Genomic DNA, 18,806 nt, shown 5'->3' on the forward strand with positions numbered 1-18,806 from the left:
GTGGGTTTCTGTGATTTCCCCCTGGCGGACAAGCTGTGTGCGGTCGGCGACGCGGTCAATTTCGCCACCGACCCTGGTAAGGCCATCGGAGACTGGATGGCGAAGTCCGCAGGTGAACTCGCCTCCGCAGCAGCCGATCTGGCCGCCGAGGCGGTCGACACCACAACGAAGGTCGACCTGAACGCCGGCTGGTTCGTCGACAACTACGAGACGTTGCTCCCGATCGGGCTGGTTCTGCTGGTCGCGACCTTCTGTGCGCAACTCGTCCGGGCCGCGGTCCGGCGCGACGGTCAAGCCCTCAAGCAGGCGTTCACCGGCACGGCGGCCGGTGTCCTGTTCGCCTTCTGCGCGATCTCCCTGACCACGATCGCCATCGAAGTCGTCGATGCCGTCAGCGACGGTCTGTTCCACGCCGCACACCTGGACATCGCCTCGGCCGTGCGCCGCATCGTGAAGGTCGGCGAAATCGCGGCCCTGTCCGGACTGGGCTGGCTCGTCGCGGTCGCCGTGGGGCTCGGCGCCGCCATCGGCGCCTTCCTGTACTGGTGCGTGATGATGGTCCGCAAGGTGGGCATCCTCGTCTTGGTCACCCTGGCCGTGTTCGCCTCGGCCGGCGGCGGCTGGGAGGTCGCACGCCGCTGGCGCAAGGGCTGGATCGAAGCCACCGCCACCCTCGTGGTCTCCAAGCTCCTGATGACCGTGATCTTCGTCCTCGGTATCGCCGCCATGGGCAAGACCGACGCCAAGGACGGCATCGGCGCCCTCGCCGACGTCATGTCCGGCATCGTGATCATGATCCTGGTGCTGCTCTGCCCGTACGCGGTCTTCAAGTTCGTGCACTGGGCGGCCGACGGCACCGACGGCGAGAGCATCCACCGCGCTGGTGGTGCCGGAGCGCAGATCGCCCGGGCCCATGCCGAGAAGGCCGCGCGCAAGGCCGCATCGGCGGCAGCCACCGCTGGAACCGGCGGCGCGGCAGCCGGAGCGGGCGCCGCCCCACAAGGCCCCGACGCCGCAGGCGGCTTCCCCGGCGACATCGCCGCCAATCCCACTGGCGGGAGCAGCAGCGACACGGGCCACGCGCAGGGCGGAACTGGTGCCGCATCCGGTGGTGAGGGTCTCCAGCCCGCTCTGGAGAAGGCCGTGCAGCCTCCGCCGATGAGCGCGTCCGACGACACCAGCGGCCACATCGCAGGCGCCCCGAGCCCGGAGAGTTCTGCGTCCGGCGCAGCGTTCGGTACCGGCGGCGGATGGCAGTCCGCTGCGCCGACCACGGCGCCCCCGCCGCAGGGCGCACCGCCCGCCTCTTCCGAGCCGCAGTCCGCCAACACGCACTCGGCTGCCGGACCGCCGCCGCCCCCGACCGGCCTCTGACCCCCTGCCCGCCTACCGGGGGCGGGAGGCGCACATCGTCTTCCGCCCCCGAGTTCCGCCTCGCGCCCTCCAGGACCCGTCCCTTGACTGACCCCTCCCCCGCCCCGGTCACGGTGAAATTCCCCCACCGGTCCCGCCGCGGCATCCTCCTCGGGCTCTCCCTGCCCCAGCTCGTCCTCGTCTCGTGCACGGTGGCGCTACTGATGATGACGGTGCTCTCCGCCGGACTACTGGGCGCGATCGCCCTGACTCCGCTGTGGATGACCGCGGGTGCGCTGGTCGTGATCCGCCGACACGGCCGCTCACTAATCGACTGGGCGCCCATCGTCGCCCGCTACGCGCATCGCCGGCGCGCCGGCCAGACGACCTGGCTCGCCCGGCCCCTCACGCGCCCCCGGCAGGACGGCATCCTCCACCTGCCCGGCACCACCGCCTCCCTCACGGTGGTCACCCCCGGCGACTCCGCCAGCGACGCCGCAGCCGTCCACGACCCGCACAACCAGACCCTCACCGCCATCGCCCGCGTCAGCTCCCGGGCCTTCGCCCTCCTCGACCCCGCCACCCAGAACCACAACGTGAACAGTTGGGGGCGCGCGCTCGCGGGCATCGCCCGTAACGGGCACGTCGCCGCCGTGCAGGTGCTGGAACGGACAGTGCCCGACAGCGGCGACACCCTGACCCGCCATTGGACCCGGAACGGCCGGCCCCAGGCCCCGGTCGCCGGAGAGATCTACTCCGAGCTGGTCGCCTCGGCCGGCCCCGCTGCCGCCCCGCACGAGACCTACCTCGCCATCTCCCTCGATCTGAAGTCCGCCAAGCGCCTGATCGCTCAGGCCGGCGGAGGTCTGCCCGGGGCGTTCGCCGTGATGCAGCAGACGACCGCGTCCATCGCCCAGGCCGCGCGCAGTGCCGGACTCCAGGTCACCGGGTGGCTGACCGCGCGGGAGATCGCCGCCGTCATCCGTACCGCCTACGACCCCAAGGCGCTGGCCTCGCTCCAGCAGTGGTCCGAAACGGGCCGCGCCGAAGCGGACCCCGCTGCCGCCGGACCCGTCGTCCAGGTCGAGGAGCACGACCGCCTGGCCACCGACAGCGCACGGCACGCCACCTACTGGGTGGAGAACTGGCCGCGCACCGAGACCGGTGCCGGGTTCCTGCACGGGGTCATGTTCACGGCCGGCGTCCGGCGCAGCCTGTCGCTTATATACGTGCCGCAGGGGCTCGAGTCCGCGCTGCGGGACGTGCAGCGCAAGAAGGCCGCGATCATCTCCGACGCGAGCGAGCGCGCGCGCCGCGGGCAGGTCGACCGCGAAGAGGACTCCGTCGAGTACACCGACATCAAGACGCGAGAGCGCCAGCTCATCGCCGGGCACGCGGACGTGGCCCTGACGGGCCTGATCACCGTCACGGCCGAGACCGATGCCCTCCTGGACGCGGCCTGCGCCCAGATCGAAACCGCCGCCGTCGGCGCGGGAGTCGATCTGCGTCGCCTGCTCTTTCAGCAGCCCCCGGCCTTCACTCTCGCCGCCCTCCCCCTCGCGCGCACCAACGCCTCGCCGAAGTAGGGCCTCGCCCCCTGACCCGGTCCCTCAGAAAGGCTCTCTTGATCCCACCGCATTCCGCACCCGGTGACGCGCACCCCTACCTCCGTGCCGCGAGCGCAGGCATTCGCCACCACACCCGTTCACTGCCACAAGCGGACAACGGCTCTCCCGCCCCGGCGGACCGTGCCCACTTGGACGTGCTGCACGCCCACCTCACCGCTCTTCACCAGTTCATGGATCAGGTCGCCGCAGCGACCCGGCCTCCGCACCCCGCCGGCGGCCGCCACCTCGCCGCCGCGCACGCCCGTCTCTGGCAGGCAGCCACCGAGATCCACTCAGCCTTCCATCTGCTGCCCGGCACCCCCGCCGCCGAGGGCGCCGAGACGAGCTGCCGCCCGGAACAGCTTCCAGAGGGGCCGCCGGTGCTGACCATCTGCCAGCGCCACCTGGCCGCCGGGCACAGCATCCGGCGCAAGACCACCCCCACCGATCTCCGCCCGCACACCACGGCCTGCGTCCGATGAGCACCACCCGCAGAATCGAAGGCCCCCAATGAGCCACCGGCCCGCCCGTCGCGCCTCCGCCAGCCCGCTGTTCACCCCACACGGCGCCGACCGGGCCAGCCGCAGAGCGGCCCGCCGCCGACTCGCCGAGGCAACTGCCAAGGTCCGCGCGGAAGCCAGCGCCTACCTGGCCGAGAGCGCACCCGCAGAGCAGAAGATGCCCGCCGCGCTCTACCCGCCCAGCGGACGTCCCGGGCCCAGCTCGGCCCGCGGATCCCGGCTGAAGCTGCCCGCCCACCGCATGACCACAGCCGTGGCGGCCGGGGCGTACCCCTTCCTCGCCGAAGGCGGCCTCGGCCCCGAAGGCATCTACATCGGGCGCGACGTCCACGCCGAAGCCAGCTTCGTTTTCGACCCGTTCGCGCTCTACGGACGCATCGAGGGCTACACCAACCCGAACATCCTGCTCGCCGGAGTCATCGGCCAGGGCAAGTCCGCGCTGGCCAAGGCTCTCGCGCTACGCTCGGTGGCCTTCGGCTACCGCGTCTATGTGCCGTGCGATCCCAAAGGTGAGTGGAGCGCGGTGGCAGAGGCCCTCGGCGGCCGATCTGTGGCCCTCGGACCCGGACTGCCCGGCAGGCTGAACCCACTGGACGCCGCCCCGCGCCCCGCGAGCGTGTCCGAGGACGACTGGGTCGGCGAGATCCGCAAGCGCCGCCTGCTCCTGCTCGGTTCGCTGGCCAGGACCGTCCTGGGCCGAGAGCTGATGCCCATGGAGCACACCGCCCTGGACATCGCCCTGGACACCGTCGTGACCCGGGCAACCGAGACCGGCCGCACCCCGCTCCTCGGCGACATCGCCGCCACCCTCAACAGCACCCACACCCTCGACGAGACCGCCGGAATGATGGCGGGACACCTCGCCGACGCCGCCCGCGACCTGGCTCACGCGATGCGCCGCCTCGTCCACGGCGACCTCGCCGGGATGTTCGACGCGCCCTCCACCGTGAGCTTCGACCCGAACGCGCCGATGCTCACCATCGACCTTTCCCGGCTCGGCGGCTCCGGAGACGACACCGCACTCGTCCTGGCGATGACTTGCGCCTCCGCCTGGATGGAGTCCGCTCTGACCGACCCTGCCGGCGGACGGCGCTGGATCGTCTACGACGAGGCATGGCGGCTCATGCGCCACGTCGGCCTCCTCCAGCGCATGCAGGCCCAGTGGAAGCTGAGCCGCGGCCTCGGCATCGCCAACTTGATGGTGATCCACCGGCTCACCGACCTGCTCACCGCAGGCGACGCCGGATCCCAGGGCCGCGCCCTCGCCGAGGGCCTCCTCGCCGACTGCTCCACCCGCATCATCTACCGGCAGGAAACCGACCAACTCCACGCCGCCACCACCCTGCTCGGGCTCACCAGCGTGGAGAAAGAGGCAATCGCCCACCTCGCGCGCGGACGCGGCCTGTGGCGCGTAGCGGGCCGGAGTTTCGTCGTCCAGCACCTCCTCCACCCGCAGGAAGCGGCCCTCTTCGACACCGACGCCCGCATGCACTGAAAACCCAGTGGGTTCACTCAAACTGAAGGATTGCCAATACCGATCCGTGTCAGTGAGCTGCAGCGATGACTCTACGTGGGGTCGCGGGTTCCCGAGTTTCGCTCGGTTGGCTTCGTAGCCGAGAACCGGCACCATGCGTTGACGATTTTGGGCAGCAGTTGTTGATCACAGGGCCGGGAAATGGCGGTGGGAAGTGACACTGCTGCCGGGGTGAGCGGCCCCTTCCTCGGTGCCGCAATGGATTCAGGCCCGCAAGGGGATCGCCATAAATCGTTCTAGCGTTTGATTTGAGGCGGTTCCCAGACCGAGCTGTCGTGGGCGAAGAGTACGCGTCGCGGGTCGAACTCGGCGAGCCGCTCCAGCCAGTGCTGGTAGGTGGGAAGCGGTTGTTCCACGCCGTCCAGGGCGGCCTGGCGAGCCAGGTGGTCGGATGCAAACTGAGATGCGAAGTCATGTGCCTGGCCGGCGAGCACCACCGTGCCGTCGCTTTGCCGGAGAACCAGTGATTGGTGGCCGTTGGTGTGCCCGGGGGTCGGGACGATCCAGACGCCCGGCCAAACCTCAGCCTCACCGGCTAATTCTTCATAGGCGGCGCCGGGGAATTCGACAAGCTCGTCGAAGGTGTAATCGCCCCGGCGAGCCGTGGCCAGCTCCACCTCCTGCACCAGAATGGGCTTGCCTTTCAGCAGGGGGTTCCCGCCGCAGTGGTCGAAGTGGAGATGGCAGTTGGCTACGAGGGAGACATCGGCAAGGGTTACTCCAGCGTCTGACAAGGCGTCCTGCAGCGCCCGGCGTTGGGGGCGGTAGTGCGCTTCGGTCTCGTCGTCGGCGGTTCCGATACCGGTGTCGAAGAGGATCAGTCCCCGATCGTGCTCCACCAGGTAGGCGAGCACGGGTTCAACCCTCGGTTGTGGGCCACCCGTCTCCGACGCGGGTCGGATGAAGTACCCCAGATCGAGTCGACGCACTGCCATGTTCTTGGCCATGCAGCCATCCTGGCAGCTCGTTGTGTGTCATCCGGGCGATTTGCCGACAGCGGAAAGCCGGCCATAGACCGTCGCCGATCGACAACCGATGTCAGGACTCATTGATAAAGCCGATCGGTCGTAACTCCCAACTCGGGATCGTCCAAGACGCTCCGGTACCGCAGGGCGGCATCGATGCCGATGCCGAAGAAGTCACAGAGGCGGCGTACGTCGCCGCCCGTGGCGTAGATCTCCTGGAGAATGCGGTCGTCGCGCAGGGACTGCGCGGTGATGTTCAGCATGCGCCAGGGGAACTGCTTGCTGACGGGCTTGGTCCGGGCCTGGGTCTTGTTGCTGACGAACAGGTGCGGGTTGATCGTCTGAGGCCACTTCCGTGCGCGGTGGTCAAGGTATGCGGTCAGCCGGTTCTTGACCGGGGTGGCGAGCGGGATGACCTGCGGTCCGAGTCGAAGACGGCCGTCGACGATGTCAGTCAGGGCCAGTTCCTGCAGTTGCCGACCGTTCAGTGCGTGGAAGGCCACCAGGGCGACGGCAAGGGCGCACGCAGGGTCCGGCGAGTTGAGCGCATCACGGATTTTTTGGGTGTCGAGCGGCAGCGGGACGGTGACGTTGGGTCGGGTGGTCTTCATCGCTCGCAGCGGGTTGGTGAAGACCTGCCGGTGGGCCTTGAGCACGGTGAACAGCGAGCGCAGGCCCTGTTCGGCGAAGATCCGGTTCGATCCCTTGGCGGGCAGGGTCCTGGTGACGTCTTCGGTGGTGATCTCGGCGAACGATTTGTGGCCTTGCTGGGCCCAAGTACGCCAGATGGGCGACATGCCGGCGATGTGGATGTGGATGGTTTGCACGTTCCGGGCTCGGCGTCTGGGGGCCGTGCTGCTACCTCGAAGCGTGGTCTCGAACCAGAGCTGGAGCTGGTTGGTCATGGCAGCGGGCAGGTCTGCGGTGTGCTGGGCGAAGTAGCGCTCGACGGCCAGAGTGCGGTCGTCCTCGAGCACGCCGGCAGCGTCGAGGACTTCCAGGGTGGAGATCACGGTGGCGCCGTAGCGGATCGCCATCAGGACGTCGCTGCTGCGGATCTTGGTGCTCGGAGTGTCCTGGAGGGCGTCGAGGAGTTTTAGGGTGTGGGCGACGCCGTTGACCAGCCGCTTGCTCCAGCCGTGCTGTCGAGCGTGATCGCGCAGAGTCTGATTGCAATGCCGCAGCAGCGGCGAATCCTGCGTCAGGGCGCGCTTCTTGATCGCTCCTTTTCCGGGCGGCATGCGGAACAGCAGCAACTGGCGGTGATGGGCAAGGGGCCGGGGTTCGGACGGCTGCTGCAGTCGACGGCGGTGTTGCTCGCGGGCGATGCGTCGCCGGTGGGCACCGGTGGTGTCGTACTGCAGGTTGGCCAGGAACAATTGTTGTCCGTGCCGGTTGGCCTCGGGGAGGTTGATGGCGCGGTCTGGCTCTTGAACGCGCCGGGCGTTTTCCCAGCACAGACGGCAGGATCCGGAGCCATTGACGTGGGTGACGCGTGCGCAGAAGGCGCAGGCGCCGACCGGGTAGTGACCACGCCACCAGCGGCAGGTCCAGCACAGCCAGCTGTGGCGACGGTAGACGCCCCAGGCCAGACAGCCGTGGCAGGCGCCCAGGTACAGCGGAGCTCCGGGGTGGCAGCGTTCGCACCGGCCTTGGCTGAAGTAGGACTCGCAGGCTCCGCAGGTTCGGCACGGCGGCGGGGTGAACGGCCCGCCGGGAAGGCACACATAGCAGAAGTCGACGCGTGGGTTCGTCCAGGCGGCTCGGTTGACCTTGCAGGAAGGGCACTTGGGGGGCGGAGGACCGGCGCTCATAGCGGCGGCTCGGATCGCTTGTTGCCAAAGCGCGGCGCGACAACCGGGGACGTGGAGGAAGCGGAGGCGGCCTGCTGCCGGGCCGGCCGACGTTCGGCCACTTTGCTCGGTTCGCGGATGAGTAGGTCCGATGGCTCGCAGTCCAGGATGGCGCAGATCACGTCCAGTTCGTCCAGGCGGACGATGTTGGGGGTGCCGGTCCATAGCTGGGACATCTTGCCGGCGCTGATCTCCACGCCGGCCTCGGCGAGCAGGCGCCGCATCTCGGTCGACTTCCAGATGCCGCGCTCGGCAGCCTTCATGCGCAGGTTCCACTGCACGTTGTCACGTCTCCTCGAAGCGGGTTTCCAGCCGCTGGTTGGCCTCGGTCCACGCCCGTTCGATGTGCTCGCTGTGGACGTGGATGTAGCGGGTCGTGGTCGAGAGCCATTCGTGACCGAGCAGCTCCTGTAGTGCCTTGAGGTCCATGCCCTCGGCGTAGAGCGACGAGGCGCAGTAGTGCCGCAGCACGTGCGGGGTCAGTCGGCCGTGCCAGCCGGGCAGCCACGTGTTCGTTGCCGCGGCCAAGCTCTTGCGCAGCGGGTCTGCGGTGACGCGCAGGCAACCGCCGAAGTCTGGGTCACGCCGCTCGCTGGGCAGCAGGGGCGCGTCGGGGTTGGACCAGTCGCTGCCGAACTGGTGCCGTACATCGCCGAGCCACCAGTCGATCAGTCGGTCCGCGCCGTTGATCGCAGGGATCAGGCGAGGCTTGGGGCCGCGGCCCCGGCTGCCTTTGCCGTGTCGCACGTGCAGTTTCCCGAAGGCACCCAGGTCCGGGCGCCAGTCTCGGATGTCGAGCATGAGCGACTCGTTGATCCTCAAGCCGAGCCGTCGCCACAGGGATGCCGCGAAGTAATCACGGGCTGCGGGCAGGTACTTGCGGGCCTCCGTGATCGATGTGCGCCACTGGCCGAAGAGCAGGTCCATCTCCGTCTCAGAGGGCGGCACTCGAACGTCCGCGTATAGCGGGCTCCGCGGCCGGTTGTACTCGTCGATGGGCTGCTCGACGACGCAGCCGGTCAAGGCGTGGACATCGCCCTGGTAGCGCCTGATCACGAAGTCGTAGAAGCAGGCCAGCAGTCCGGCCTTGCCGGCGCGGGTGCTGTGGGCATGTCCGGCAACGCGCTGGTGCGCAAGGAATCGGTCGCCGTCGTCGCAAGACGCAGTCCAGATAGGTCCGTTGAGAGACCGGGCGAAGTCGAAGATCACGGCTCGTGCATTGCCGATGTGGCTGTCCGAAAGGTTCGCGGCAGACATGGCGATGGCGTACTGGTCGACGATTTCCTGCTCGAAGTCCCCGACATCACGCGGCGTCCGCAGCACACGCGCGGACGAGAGGTTGCGGACTACGGCCAGACTCATCGACCACTCCCTTCATCGAGAGTGCCTTCATGTCGATGCTACCGACCGAACTTCACTGTGAATGAAGGAACTTCAAAACTCGTGCCTGCCACCGAAGACCCACGAGGAGCTGGGACACCTCACCAGCTCCCACGAGAAGCCACAAACGAACCCGCGGCCCTACAGACACCCTCATTCGCTGCCCCCACCCGCAAACAATCAAGATCCACTCAGGAGCTCCATACCTGGGCGCATCCGACCGACCCACGATGACCGGATACCAGCCGCTTACCTTCACCCGTCAGACCACGGAACGCATCGTCGCCGACCTCAACAACGACGCCTGCGGACTGACCGGGTCGTGGGACCGCGACACACTGACCTTCACCGCCACCGAGGCGTACAACGGCGACGCCTTCACCGAGGTCGTGACGCCCGACGCACTCGGCCACTACACCCTCGACGCCACGTGGCCGTGGGCCGTATGGCAGGCGGAACTCGACCAGGACGAGCAACACCGCGCGTACGCGCGCGGCGCCCTCACGCCCGAGGAGCCGGCCGACCCCTCATACTCAGACGCCGCCCGTGCCGGGTGGCGCAGAGGACGCACTGAGGCAGGGAAGCTACTCCAGCCCCAGCTCGGAGGGGAGCACCGGCCGCAGTCCTCAACGATGCCCGGCGCCATCGCCCACGCCGGCTCGTCGCGACGGCACCGCTGACATGCCGGACTCGACAGCTCGTGACCCGTCCACCCATGACGCTCTGATCACAGCGGCGTCCGAGAGCGCCGCCCTCGTACGCCGCGCTCTCCACAATCCCGGCAGCGTCGCCCACAGCCCCGGCGACCGGCCACCCGGCGCTCGGCACGACCAGCACCAGCGCGATGCCGAAGCCTGGAGCGCCTTCGCTTCCTTCCTCGATCACGGGCCTGCACTGCTCACCCAGGCCGAAGAGGACTTCCGCGCGCTGCACTCGGACTTCGACAACCCCGACTTCGAGACCATCGAACGGCGCCGGTCTCAGCTCACTCGCCTGCGCGAAGCCGTACGCGTCGGCCAACAGATACGCGACAGCTTCGAATTCGCCCGCGAGATGATCCTTCCCGACCACCCCCGCGGCGAGGACACTCTGCGCCGGGCCGAGATCCTGCGCAACACCAAAGCCAGACGCCACGCGCGGATCTTCGCCGAGAACGTCGGCGTCCTCACCGAGATCGCCAACTCGATGCGCGCCTCCCAGACCGACAGCACCAGACACGTAGCGAAGGCCACCACGGTCACCCACCACGGGGCACACTCGCCAGAAACCTTGCACACCTTCGAGGTGGCTCAGGACGGCACGCTCCACTTCACGCTGCTGGCCCGGGATCTCGCGCACGCCCACGCACGCGTCGCGGACCTTGAATCTTGCGAGAATGTGGCTGACATCCCCCTCGGCGACGGCGTCCGTCTGACCCATGTCACGCACGGCAGCGTGCAGGACACCGACATCACTGCCGCGCCCGTTGCCCAGGCAGCCCAGGACGCAAGGTTCCCCACCCGTCTTGTCGGCGGTGAAGGCCGGCCCGGCGCCTACATCTACGGCGACGCTCTCCTCGCGCTAACGGACCAGCTCAACGGATCCCAGACGTATCCGGATGCCGCAGCCTTGTTGCACCAGATCGCGGACCCGTTCAACGGCCTCCTGGAGCGGCTCGGCGAGTTCTTCGAAGCCGCCGCGCAGAAGGCCAAGGAAGCCGAGCAGAGCGACGGGTTCGACCTGTCAGACGACCTCGCCGACGCTGCGGCCGACGTCCGCAAGCTCGTGGAGGTCCTGGACGTGGCCGAGGACCGGCTGCGGGCGCTGACAGCCCCACCACTAACGCCACGGCCTTCGCGCACCCCGTTGTGTACGCCGCGCCTTCCTCCGCCTGCTCTGCCTCCGACGCAGCCCCGGCACCAGCGCTGAGGACACTGGGCCCCGTCGCCCGCGCAGTCTCCCCGGCACGGTTCCCGTAAGGCCGCTACATGCTGCTCGTCGACCACTTTCCGGTCCCCGTGAGCGGGCCGTTCGACTCCCCCACCACCAGTTCATCAGGTCTTGTGACCGTCTGGAGAAAATCGCTTCTGTCTGACATTGACCAGCTGTCGCTCCTCAAGGATCTGGCCGACCAGCTGACAGATTCCGCCGAGCGACTCCCCGCTTCCGACCAGGCGGAGCTGAGCCCGTCGCTGGAGACGGTTCTTGAGGACGAAGTACGTCGCCTGACCGGGCTGTTGAACGGGCTCGTCAGCGAGAGCGCGTTTCGTATCCGCGCGGGCCGCCGCGAGCCTCTGCCTCCTGCGCCACTCGTCGGACGCACCACGGCCGCACTCACGGGCGCAGCGGACCCAGTGGCCACGGCGCTGCGCGACCTGGGTGCTGCGATGTCCTGCGTGGCGCGGGAAAGCGAATGGCGCCGCCGCCCTGCCGGGAAAGAGCGGGACCGTGCTCTTCGTTTTTCCCGCCAAGGGCTCACCTGGGCGATCGGGATGGCGCGCACGCGCATCCTGCGGGCCGCAGCGATCTTGCGGTCCGCAGCCGACACCCCGCGTCCAAACACGGGCCGTGCCGCGGCTGCTATGCCGCGCTCGGGGAGCGAACGGGCCCGATGAGCCTCACTCCCGCCGACCATGTCGCCCGTGCCCGTCTGGCCATCTGGCAGCGCCGCATCCAGGAAACCGCCGACCTGCTCACTCCGCCGCAGGCGGATGACCCGGCCGAAATCCTGATGCTCGTCCTGGACCAGCTCGCGCCCGTGGACCAGCTCTCCGGTGGGCTTGTCTCCGACCTGCGGCACTCCGCGACCAGCACCTTTGGCCAGACTCGGGCCGGCCGAAAGTACCTCTCCCAGGCAGCAACTGCGCTCCTGCACAGCGGTTGCGCGGTCCGGCGATTGAGCGCCGTGGTGAACGCCCTCACCACCCTCTTGGAGCCGGCACCGCGCCCGGACACTGCGGCGGCGGAGCTGGCTCTGGATGTGCAGCTCGGCCATGCCGCCGCCGTGCGCAGTCTTCACCGCGCGGCCCGGGCGGTCGCCCCCGCCGCGGGTTCGGACGTGCTGCCGCCCGTCTCGGCCATCGAGCACGGGCGGACGACCGAGCCTCCACCCACGCAGTCCACCCGCCGACGTCCCTGACCGGCCTTTCTGGAGCTCCTCCTGTCCACTCACTCCTTCATCGCCCGCCCCGTCCCCGGTGGCTACCAGGGCATGTACGTCCACTTCGACGGCGTGCCCAGCCACCACCTGCCCCTTCTCCTTACGGCTTTCCAGCACCGGTTCGCCCGTGACCTGGAGACTCTCTCCCAGCACCTCATCGACGATGTCCGCGTCGGCTGGGAGGAGCTGGGCACCGACCTGCTCGCCGGCGCGCCGCCCGAACTCGCCTCTGCGCTGACCGGCGGAGACGAGTGGCCCGGCCGCACCCTGGACCACCTGCTCACCCCGGACGGCTCACCCCCGGTGCGCATGACGGTCACCGACCAGGACGCCCTCGCGCAGGACATGCAGTGGGGCTACGTGCTGCATCCGCACGGCATCGAGGTCATCAGCGTCCAGCACGAGGAGCGCGGCCGCGTCATCGGCTGGGACACCGACCCCCGTGCCGCCTTCAACGACCACCCCCTGAGCTGGTCGCCGTCGGCGCCGCCGACCGTGGCCTCCCCGGCCCGCTCCCGCCCCACCCCGGCTCAACGCGCCGCCGCGCGCCGCTGACCACCCTCATCCGCGCCCGATTGGGCGCCGCCCTCCCGTTCAAGGAGCTCTTTGAAGCCCGGCACCCACTTTGCCTTCGGCACCCACCGCGACCACGGTCTTGTCGCTGCTTACACCCCACACATCCCCGAGCACCTCGGCCACTGGTTCCTGGAGCGTCTGCAGTACGAACCGGTCCCGGGTGAGCCGGGCCTCTACCGGCTCACCCAGCCCGAGCGCGACGGCGTGCGCCGCACCCACCAGGCAGCGCGCGCCCTGCACACCCAGGGATACACCGTCCACCTGGACGCGGACGTCGCCGCAGCCGCCCCCGCCGCACGGCTGGCCCGGTCCCAGTCATCTCCCGACCACACCAGCCACCGCCCGCGAGCCACGGCTGCCCCCTCGTCCTGGGCCGAGCAGGCACCCACTGCGGCACCCCGCGGCGCCCGTAGGCCGGTTCCGCCGCCAGCTCCCGCTCCCGGCGCCGGGAGGACCCGATGACGCCTGCGGCGACGATCCGCATCACCCGCGGATTGGGCGGCGAAGTCGAAGTCGAGGGAGTGTTCGAGGATCTGGCCAAGGCCATCCTGATCCGGGCCGGATTCTTCATCCAGCCGACCCTGAGAGGCCATTGGATCCGGCTCCCCTTCGACATGGGGCGCACCTGGGAGAACTCTCACGCGACGTGGGCGGCACAGATGCTCGAAGCCGCCCGTTTCCCGGTCGAACTCGATGAGGACCTCCGCGCTCGCGAACCGGGCCGGCCCTTGGGCCCAGCAACCATGACCGCCCAGACGCCGCCCGGCCGGAGGCACCGCTGACCCCCGCTCCACCCCGGAGGACCTCCGCGCCCAGCGGCCCGACAACGGCATCCCTCGGGGAACTCGCAGCCCACGCACGCGCCTTCCGTCACCAAGTCCTCGCAACGAGCCGTGAGAGCGCGAACGCCCTCAACGCCGCGTGGGACCGCCCCGGGCACGACGCCCGTGCCCAATGGGCAGCCGCAGCCCGCGCATACCGCGACGCCACCGCGGCCGAGGCGTACACAACCCACCTGGCGCCCCACGTCGAACAGCTCCTTCAAGCCGCCCAGCACACGCTCGATCAGCTACCGCCCGCCCGGCACACCGCCGCCTGGCAAGCCCTGCTCGCCTCCCTCACCGCCTCACAAGCCGCCATCCACCGCGCCCTCGCCCAGCAGGCCGTGCCCCGAGGGGCCGCCGAACGCAGACGGAATGCGGACGCATGGCCCCATCTCGCCTTCTGGGCAGACCACGGCGCCCTCGTTGAAACGCTCGCCACGCTCGACCTGCACCGCACCGAGCCCGAACTGACCGGCGAGGAACGGCGAACGTGGACCGAGAAAGCTCACGCCGCACAGCGCCGACGCGAACTGGACCTGATCGAGTCCTGGTACGCGCCCGATGGACGGCGCATCACCCTCGCGTCTGTCTTCGACGGCAACACCGAGACCGTGGTCGCCCTCACCGGTGATCCGCACAGCCCGGACTGGGAGGTCGCTGGGCGCTTCGACGACGTGGAGTCGGCCAAGAAGTCGCTCCCCCCGCCCGTTCCGACCGGCGTGCTCCGCCCCGACACCTCGGTGCTCAACGGGCCCGAGCCGCTCCCCGACGTGTCGTTGCGGGATCTGCTGCAGGACATCGTCGAGGCTCGCGCAGCCGGAGATGTCTCCGACACCCTGCTCACCCTCACGCAGCCCGAACCCGGCGCCGGCCCCATCCCTCGACTGACTCAACTCATCAGTACAGCAGCCCACTTCGCTGCCGCCCTGGAGAGCGTGCAGGCCCAGCAGGTAGCCGCACGCCTCGGAACGCTGGCCCGCCAGCTCGACTTCGTCAAGGCCGAACTCCAGGACGCGGCCGAGGACCTCGGCGCCACCGTCGCCGTCCTCCCACCCCACCGCACCCCGAACCCCCCGCAGCCGCCCACCCGCACCGTCCTCGCAACCACACCTGCGACCTCGCCGTCCCGGACCGCCCCCGCGCACACGCGGTAGCGCAGCCGCCCCAGACCACCGAGGCCGTTCCGCCCCAGCCCCCTAGCGAACACATCCAGCCCCACCGCTTTCCCGCCACCACCGATTGGAGATCCGCCTTGCCCGAAGCACCAGCAGAGCCGTTCATGACGATCCGGCACGCCATCACCGGCGAGATCACCACCACCGGCTACAACGCCGCCGCCCGGCGAATCCTGCTCCAGTCCGGCTTCGAAGAGACGCCAGGCTGCGCCTGCCGAGCGACGGAACCCGGTACGGAGCGGACGCACAGGTCTGCTCGGCAGCCAGCGAGCTGCTCGTCGCCCGCCACCCCCTGCACCTGGACCGAGCCCTCGGTCGGCCGGTGAGCGCCGACGGCGCGCCCCGGTTGGCCCGCTCGCCGATGTCGGCACAGTCCGTGGTCCGAGCCGGACAGCCTCTCCAGCACGTCACCAACCCCGCCCGCACCCACACCTGTTGAAGGGGCCTCGTTTTGACCACAGCCGGACCGCCTACCAGTCCAGCGCGTACCAAGGGCGGCGAACTGCGGGCCAAGGTGGCTCGACTGCTGGCCGACCGGCCGGCGGACGCGCTCACCATCGGGGACATGGCCCGGCAGCTGGGCCACTCCCACGGCGCCGTCCGCAACGCCGCCCTCACCCTGGTGCGACGCGGCGAAGCCGACCAAGGCGGAACCGGACAACCGGAGTTCCGCGCGAACGCGAAGACCGCCGCAGCCGCGCAGACCGCTGTGATCAGCCCACCGGGCACCCACGCTCCCCGCGCCCAGGCGCCGACGGCCCGCACGACCATTCCCGCCGCAACCATGCCGAAGAAGACCGGCCCGATCCGCCGCGCGGGGGGCCAGCTCTACCACCCCCGGGAGCTGGCCGATCTACCCGACGTCGAGGCGCTGAATCGCCTGCGCGACGCCGACGTGCCGGTGCTGCTCTACGGCCCTCCGGGCACCGGCAAGACGAGTCTGGTCGAGGCGGCGTTCCCGGACCTGCTCACCGTCGCCGGTGACGGCGACACCACGGTCGGCGACTTGATCGGCGAGTACACTCAGGACGACGCGGGAGCCTACGTCTTCCAGTACGGTCCGCTGGTCACGGCGATGACCGAGGGCCGCGCCCTGCTGATCGACGATGCCACCTTGATCTCACCTAAGGTCCTGGCGGCGCTGTATCCCGCGATGGACGGGCGCAGGCAGATCCAGGTCAAGGCCCACAAGGGCGAGACCATCAAGGCCGAGCCGGGTTTCTACGTGGTGGCGGGCCACAATCCCGGCGTCCACGGGGCGGTGTTGACGGAGGCGCTGTCGTCCCGGTTCAGCGTGCAGATCCAGATCGGCACGGACTATGACCTCGCCCTGGCCTTGAGGATCGATGCCCGGGTGGTCCGGGTCGCCCGACACCTCGCCCACCAGGTTGAACTCGGCGAGCTGGGCTGGGCCCCCCAACTGCGGGAACTGCTCAGCTACCAGAAGACCGAGGCCGTCCTCGGCGCCAAGGCCGCACTCGCGAACCTGGTCGGCATCGCTCCGGTGGAGGATCGCGACGCCGTCGCTGCCGCCGTTATCAAGGCTGTCGGCGTCAAGGAGGTCGCTCCCCTCACCCTCGGCAAGCAGCTCTCCGCCTCGGCCGTCCGGCAGCCTGCGGGCAGCGCCGTCTCCGCGCACCGGGGTCGCTCGCGATGAGCGCCCACCACCACGTCCAGTCCCCCGCCACCGCGCCGGACGACGACGCCGACCTCGCGCGCTGGGACGACGACGGCGCCCCGCCCGCGCAACCCCGTTCCTCCCCGGCCGCGTGGCTGCGCGTGGGAGCCGAACTCGGCGACCGGCTGGTCGACCTCTCTGGCCGCCAGGACCTCCTCGTCACCTGCCGCCCCGGCACGCGCAGCGGCGCGCCAGCCGCGTTCTTCCCCACTCTGGGCGAGGTCGAGTTCGACGCCCGCTTGTTCGCCCCCTTCCAGCCCCACGAGATCCATCCGCGGATCGTGGGCGACGAGGACCGGTATCCCGCCGCCTGGGGAGTGTTCGTCCACGAGGCCGCGCACGCGGCCCACTCTCTCTGGACGGCGCCTGCCGGAGCGGACCCCCGTGTCGTCGAGGCCGCGCTCCTGCTGGAGGAGAGCCGCGTCGAAGGCGCACACCTGCTCACGCGGCCCACGGACCGCACGTACCTGCGCACCAGTGCCCGAACCCTGGTCATGCCCGACATCGCCCACCCCACCCTCCAGGGCATCGAGCAGGCCGCCGCCGTGGCGGCCTTGATCCTCGGCCGCCGTGACGTCGGCATCCTGGACGCCGGCGAGACCCTGGCCGTCGCCGATCTGTGCGAAAAGGTGCTGGGCGCGCCCTTGCTGGCCACGCTCACCCGCATCTGGACCGCAGCCCACCAGTGCGCCGACCACGACGCCACGACCATGCTCGCGCACGCTCAAGAATGGTGCGACGCTCTGGGCGCCGCGGCCCCCGCTCTGCCTGTGCCGGACAACCTCGTCGATCTGCTGTCCGGCGCCGTGGGGGTCGTCATGGACAGCACGGCCGCCACTGACGCCGCCGACCTCGCGGCACAGGCCGCAGCGGCCGACGCCACGGCCGCGCGGTCCAAGGCGCAGGCTCAGGACCGCGCCGAGCGGGCCGGCCAGCGACGCAAGGCCGCCGCCACCGCCAAGAGCGTCTTCAACGCCCGTGGCACTACCGTCGCCCCTGACGGCACACCGGCGCCCTACGGCAACCCGGTCACCGGCACTCGCAGGCCCACCGCCGCCGAGCAGAGTGCCGCCGCGCGCCTGAGCCGCGCCCTGCGTGCCGCCGCCTACCGCGAGCGGACCGAGGAACGGACCACCAGCCCCACCCCGCCCGGGCGCCTCAACATGCGCGCGGCCCTCGCCCGCGACGCTCAGCGGGCGGCCGGGTCGGTCCCTACCGCGGAGCCGTTCACCCACACCCGCCGCCGGAACTCCCCCACCCCACCGCTGCGTGTGGGTATCGCCGTCGACGTCTCGGGCTCCATGCGTGCCGCCTGCGCGCCCGTCGCGTCCGCTGCTTGGATCGTGGCACGCGCAGCAGCCCTGACCGACCCCGACTCCCTTACCGCCACCATCGCCTATGACAGGCACCTGACCGCATTGACCCGACCCACCCATCGAGCACCAGAGCGCGTGACGACGTTCGCTGCCAACGGCGGCCACCACAACCTCGGCGACGCCATCGATGCACTCGACCACGGCCTCGAACTCAGCCGCCCCGGCGCCGGCCGCCTCCTCGTGATCGTCACCGACGCCCACTACGGCAGCGACGAGACCGCTCAAGCCGTCACCCGCGTCAAGCAGCTCACGAGCGCCGGCTGCGCCGTACTCCAGCTCACCCTTACCGCCAAGTCCCTGCACTTGCCGGGGACCACCTTGCTGCACCTGCCCCAGCCCTCCAGCGCTCCCGCCGCCATCGCTAAGGCGGCCACAGACGCCATCCGCAGGACACGCTGAGACGACGCAGAAGGCGGCAGCGTCACCGAGACCACCGCCAAGCGCTCCAGGCACCTCCGTCCGCCGCATGACTCGTGCATCTGCCGCATGACCCCCCGCAGCAACGACGCAGGCCACCACACCAACCGCCAACGAAAGCAACTCGATTTGAAGCCCCAGACCAGCAGCCCGACCTCGAACGCAACTCCCATCAAACGGAGTTCACCGGGGGTTGTTGGTGCACCCGGCTATCAGAACGTGAGGAAAAGGGAGTCAGGTGACTGTGGCGCGGATGACCCATCGCAGCGAAGGTTGCGCGATGTTGCGTTGGACCCTGGGCACTCTATTTGAGTCCGGCATGCCGCCTGCCGCGATACAGCGCCGAGCAAATGTGGCCAGTGTTGGGGAAGTGGCCCTGGCGTCGAACGGGGCGTGGAGGTCAGGATC

The 18,806-nt window shown here is 69.8% G+C and carries 19 protein-coding genes; 15 read left to right on the forward strand and 4 right to left on the reverse strand.

Annotated elements, in window-relative coordinates; all coding sequences use genetic code 11:
- The 4 genes from ACWEEU_RS18600 to ACWEEU_RS18615 all read left to right on the forward strand — a co-directional run bounded on the left by ACWEEU_RS18600 (nucleotide 1) and on the right by ACWEEU_RS18615 (nucleotide 4,976).
- The gene (locus tag ACWEEU_RS18600; protein WP_451733593.1) at nucleotides 1-1,374 is read left to right on the forward strand and encodes an SCO6881 family protein; all 1,374 of its coding nucleotides are present in this window, start codon (nucleotides 1-3) and stop codon (nucleotides 1,372-1,374) included.
- Nucleotides 1,375-1,457: 83 nt separating this feature from the next.
- Nucleotides 1,458-2,939 (forward strand): SCO6880 family protein, encoded by a 1,482-nt coding sequence (locus ACWEEU_RS18605; RefSeq protein ID WP_451733595.1) that lies wholly within the window; start codon nucleotides 1,458-1,460, stop codon nucleotides 2,937-2,939.
- Nucleotides 2,940-2,980: 41 nt separating this feature from the next.
- Nucleotides 2,981-3,442: a DUF6238 family protein gene (locus ACWEEU_RS18610; RefSeq protein WP_451733883.1), complete on the forward strand. Its 462-nt coding sequence runs from the start codon at nucleotides 2,981-2,983 to the stop codon at nucleotides 3,440-3,442.
- Between the two features lie 28 nt (nucleotides 3,443-3,470).
- Nucleotides 3,471-4,976, forward strand: a complete 1,506-nt coding sequence (locus tag ACWEEU_RS18615) for a VirB4 family type IV secretion system protein (protein ID WP_451733597.1) — start codon at nucleotides 3,471-3,473, stop codon at nucleotides 4,974-4,976.
- Nucleotides 4,977-5,251: 275 nt separating this feature from the next.
- Here the strand turns inward: ACWEEU_RS18615 and ACWEEU_RS18620 are convergent, their stop codons facing one another.
- From ACWEEU_RS18620 to ACWEEU_RS18635, 4 genes are all read right to left on the reverse strand, one after another.
- Nucleotides 5,252-5,962: an N-acyl homoserine lactonase family protein gene (locus ACWEEU_RS18620; RefSeq protein WP_451733599.1), complete on the reverse strand. Its 711-nt coding sequence runs from the start codon at nucleotides 5,960-5,962 to the stop codon at nucleotides 5,252-5,254.
- 98 nt (nucleotides 5,963-6,060) lie between these two features.
- Entirely contained in the window at nucleotides 6,061-7,359 is a 1,299-nt protein-coding gene (locus ACWEEU_RS18625; RefSeq protein WP_451733601.1) for a hypothetical protein, read from the reverse strand.
- 431 nt (nucleotides 7,360-7,790) lie between these two features.
- Nucleotides 7,791-8,114, reverse strand: a complete 324-nt coding sequence (locus ACWEEU_RS18630; protein ID WP_451733603.1) for a helix-turn-helix domain-containing protein — start codon at nucleotides 8,112-8,114, stop codon at nucleotides 7,791-7,793.
- A gap of 4 nt (nucleotides 8,115-8,118) precedes the next feature.
- On the reverse strand, nucleotides 8,119-9,195 hold the full coding sequence (locus ACWEEU_RS18635; RefSeq protein WP_451733605.1) for a tyrosine-type recombinase/integrase: 1,077 nt from the start codon (nucleotides 9,193-9,195) through the stop codon (nucleotides 8,119-8,121).
- Between the two features lie 248 nt (nucleotides 9,196-9,443).
- Between ACWEEU_RS18635 and ACWEEU_RS18640 the strand changes: the two genes are divergently transcribed.
- From ACWEEU_RS18640 to ACWEEU_RS18690, 11 genes are all read left to right on the forward strand, one after another.
- Complete coding sequence (locus ACWEEU_RS18640) at nucleotides 9,444-9,893, forward strand: hypothetical protein (RefSeq protein WP_451733607.1); 450 nt, start codon at nucleotides 9,444-9,446, stop codon at nucleotides 9,891-9,893.
- A gap of 1 nt (nucleotide 9,894) precedes the next feature.
- The gene (locus ACWEEU_RS18645) at nucleotides 9,895-11,121 is read left to right on the forward strand and encodes a hypothetical protein (RefSeq protein WP_451733609.1); all 1,227 of its coding nucleotides are present in this window, start codon (nucleotides 9,895-9,897) and stop codon (nucleotides 11,119-11,121) included.
- A 59-nt stretch (nucleotides 11,122-11,180) separates the two neighbouring features.
- Nucleotides 11,181-11,807 carry a hypothetical protein gene (locus ACWEEU_RS18650; RefSeq protein ID WP_451733611.1) on the forward strand — a complete coding sequence of 209 codons (627 nt, stop codon included), beginning with the start codon at nucleotides 11,181-11,183 and terminating at the stop codon, nucleotides 11,805-11,807.
- Nucleotides 11,804-12,331, forward strand: a complete 528-nt coding sequence (locus ACWEEU_RS18655; protein WP_451733613.1) for a hypothetical protein — start codon at nucleotides 11,804-11,806, stop codon at nucleotides 12,329-12,331. The genes ACWEEU_RS18650 and ACWEEU_RS18655 overlap by 4 nt, the downstream gene beginning before the upstream one ends.
- A gap of 72 nt (nucleotides 12,332-12,403) precedes the next feature.
- Entirely contained in the window at nucleotides 12,404-12,907 is a 504-nt protein-coding gene (locus ACWEEU_RS18660; protein WP_451733615.1) for a hypothetical protein, read from the forward strand.
- Between the two features lie 51 nt (nucleotides 12,908-12,958).
- Nucleotides 12,959-13,390 carry a hypothetical protein gene (locus ACWEEU_RS18665; RefSeq protein ID WP_451733617.1) on the forward strand — a complete coding sequence of 144 codons (432 nt, stop codon included), beginning with the start codon at nucleotides 12,959-12,961 and terminating at the stop codon, nucleotides 13,388-13,390.
- Nucleotides 13,387-13,710: a hypothetical protein gene (locus tag ACWEEU_RS18670; protein ID WP_451733619.1), complete on the forward strand. Its 324-nt coding sequence runs from the start codon at nucleotides 13,387-13,389 to the stop codon at nucleotides 13,708-13,710. Before ACWEEU_RS18665 ends, ACWEEU_RS18670 begins: the two co-directional genes overlap by 4 nt.
- A 383-nt stretch (nucleotides 13,711-14,093) precedes the next feature.
- Nucleotides 14,094-14,906: a hypothetical protein gene (locus ACWEEU_RS18675; RefSeq protein ID WP_451733620.1), complete on the forward strand. Its 813-nt coding sequence runs from the start codon at nucleotides 14,094-14,096 to the stop codon at nucleotides 14,904-14,906.
- A gap of 125 nt (nucleotides 14,907-15,031) precedes the next feature.
- Nucleotides 15,032-15,253 carry a hypothetical protein gene (locus tag ACWEEU_RS18680; RefSeq protein ID WP_451733622.1) on the forward strand — a complete coding sequence of 74 codons (222 nt, stop codon included), beginning with the start codon at nucleotides 15,032-15,034 and terminating at the stop codon, nucleotides 15,251-15,253.
- Nucleotides 15,254-15,441: 188 nt separating this feature from the next.
- Complete coding sequence (locus ACWEEU_RS18685; protein ID WP_451733885.1) at nucleotides 15,442-16,584, forward strand: AAA family ATPase; 1,143 nt, start codon at nucleotides 15,442-15,444, stop codon at nucleotides 16,582-16,584.
- Nucleotides 16,581-18,380 carry a hypothetical protein gene (locus tag ACWEEU_RS18690; RefSeq protein ID WP_451733624.1) on the forward strand — a complete coding sequence of 600 codons (1,800 nt, stop codon included), beginning with the start codon at nucleotides 16,581-16,583 and terminating at the stop codon, nucleotides 18,378-18,380. The genes ACWEEU_RS18685 and ACWEEU_RS18690 overlap by 4 nt, the downstream gene beginning before the upstream one ends.
- Nucleotides 18,381-18,806: the final 426 nt, after the last annotated feature.

Source organism: Streptomyces sp. NPDC005004 (assembly GCF_053600675.1).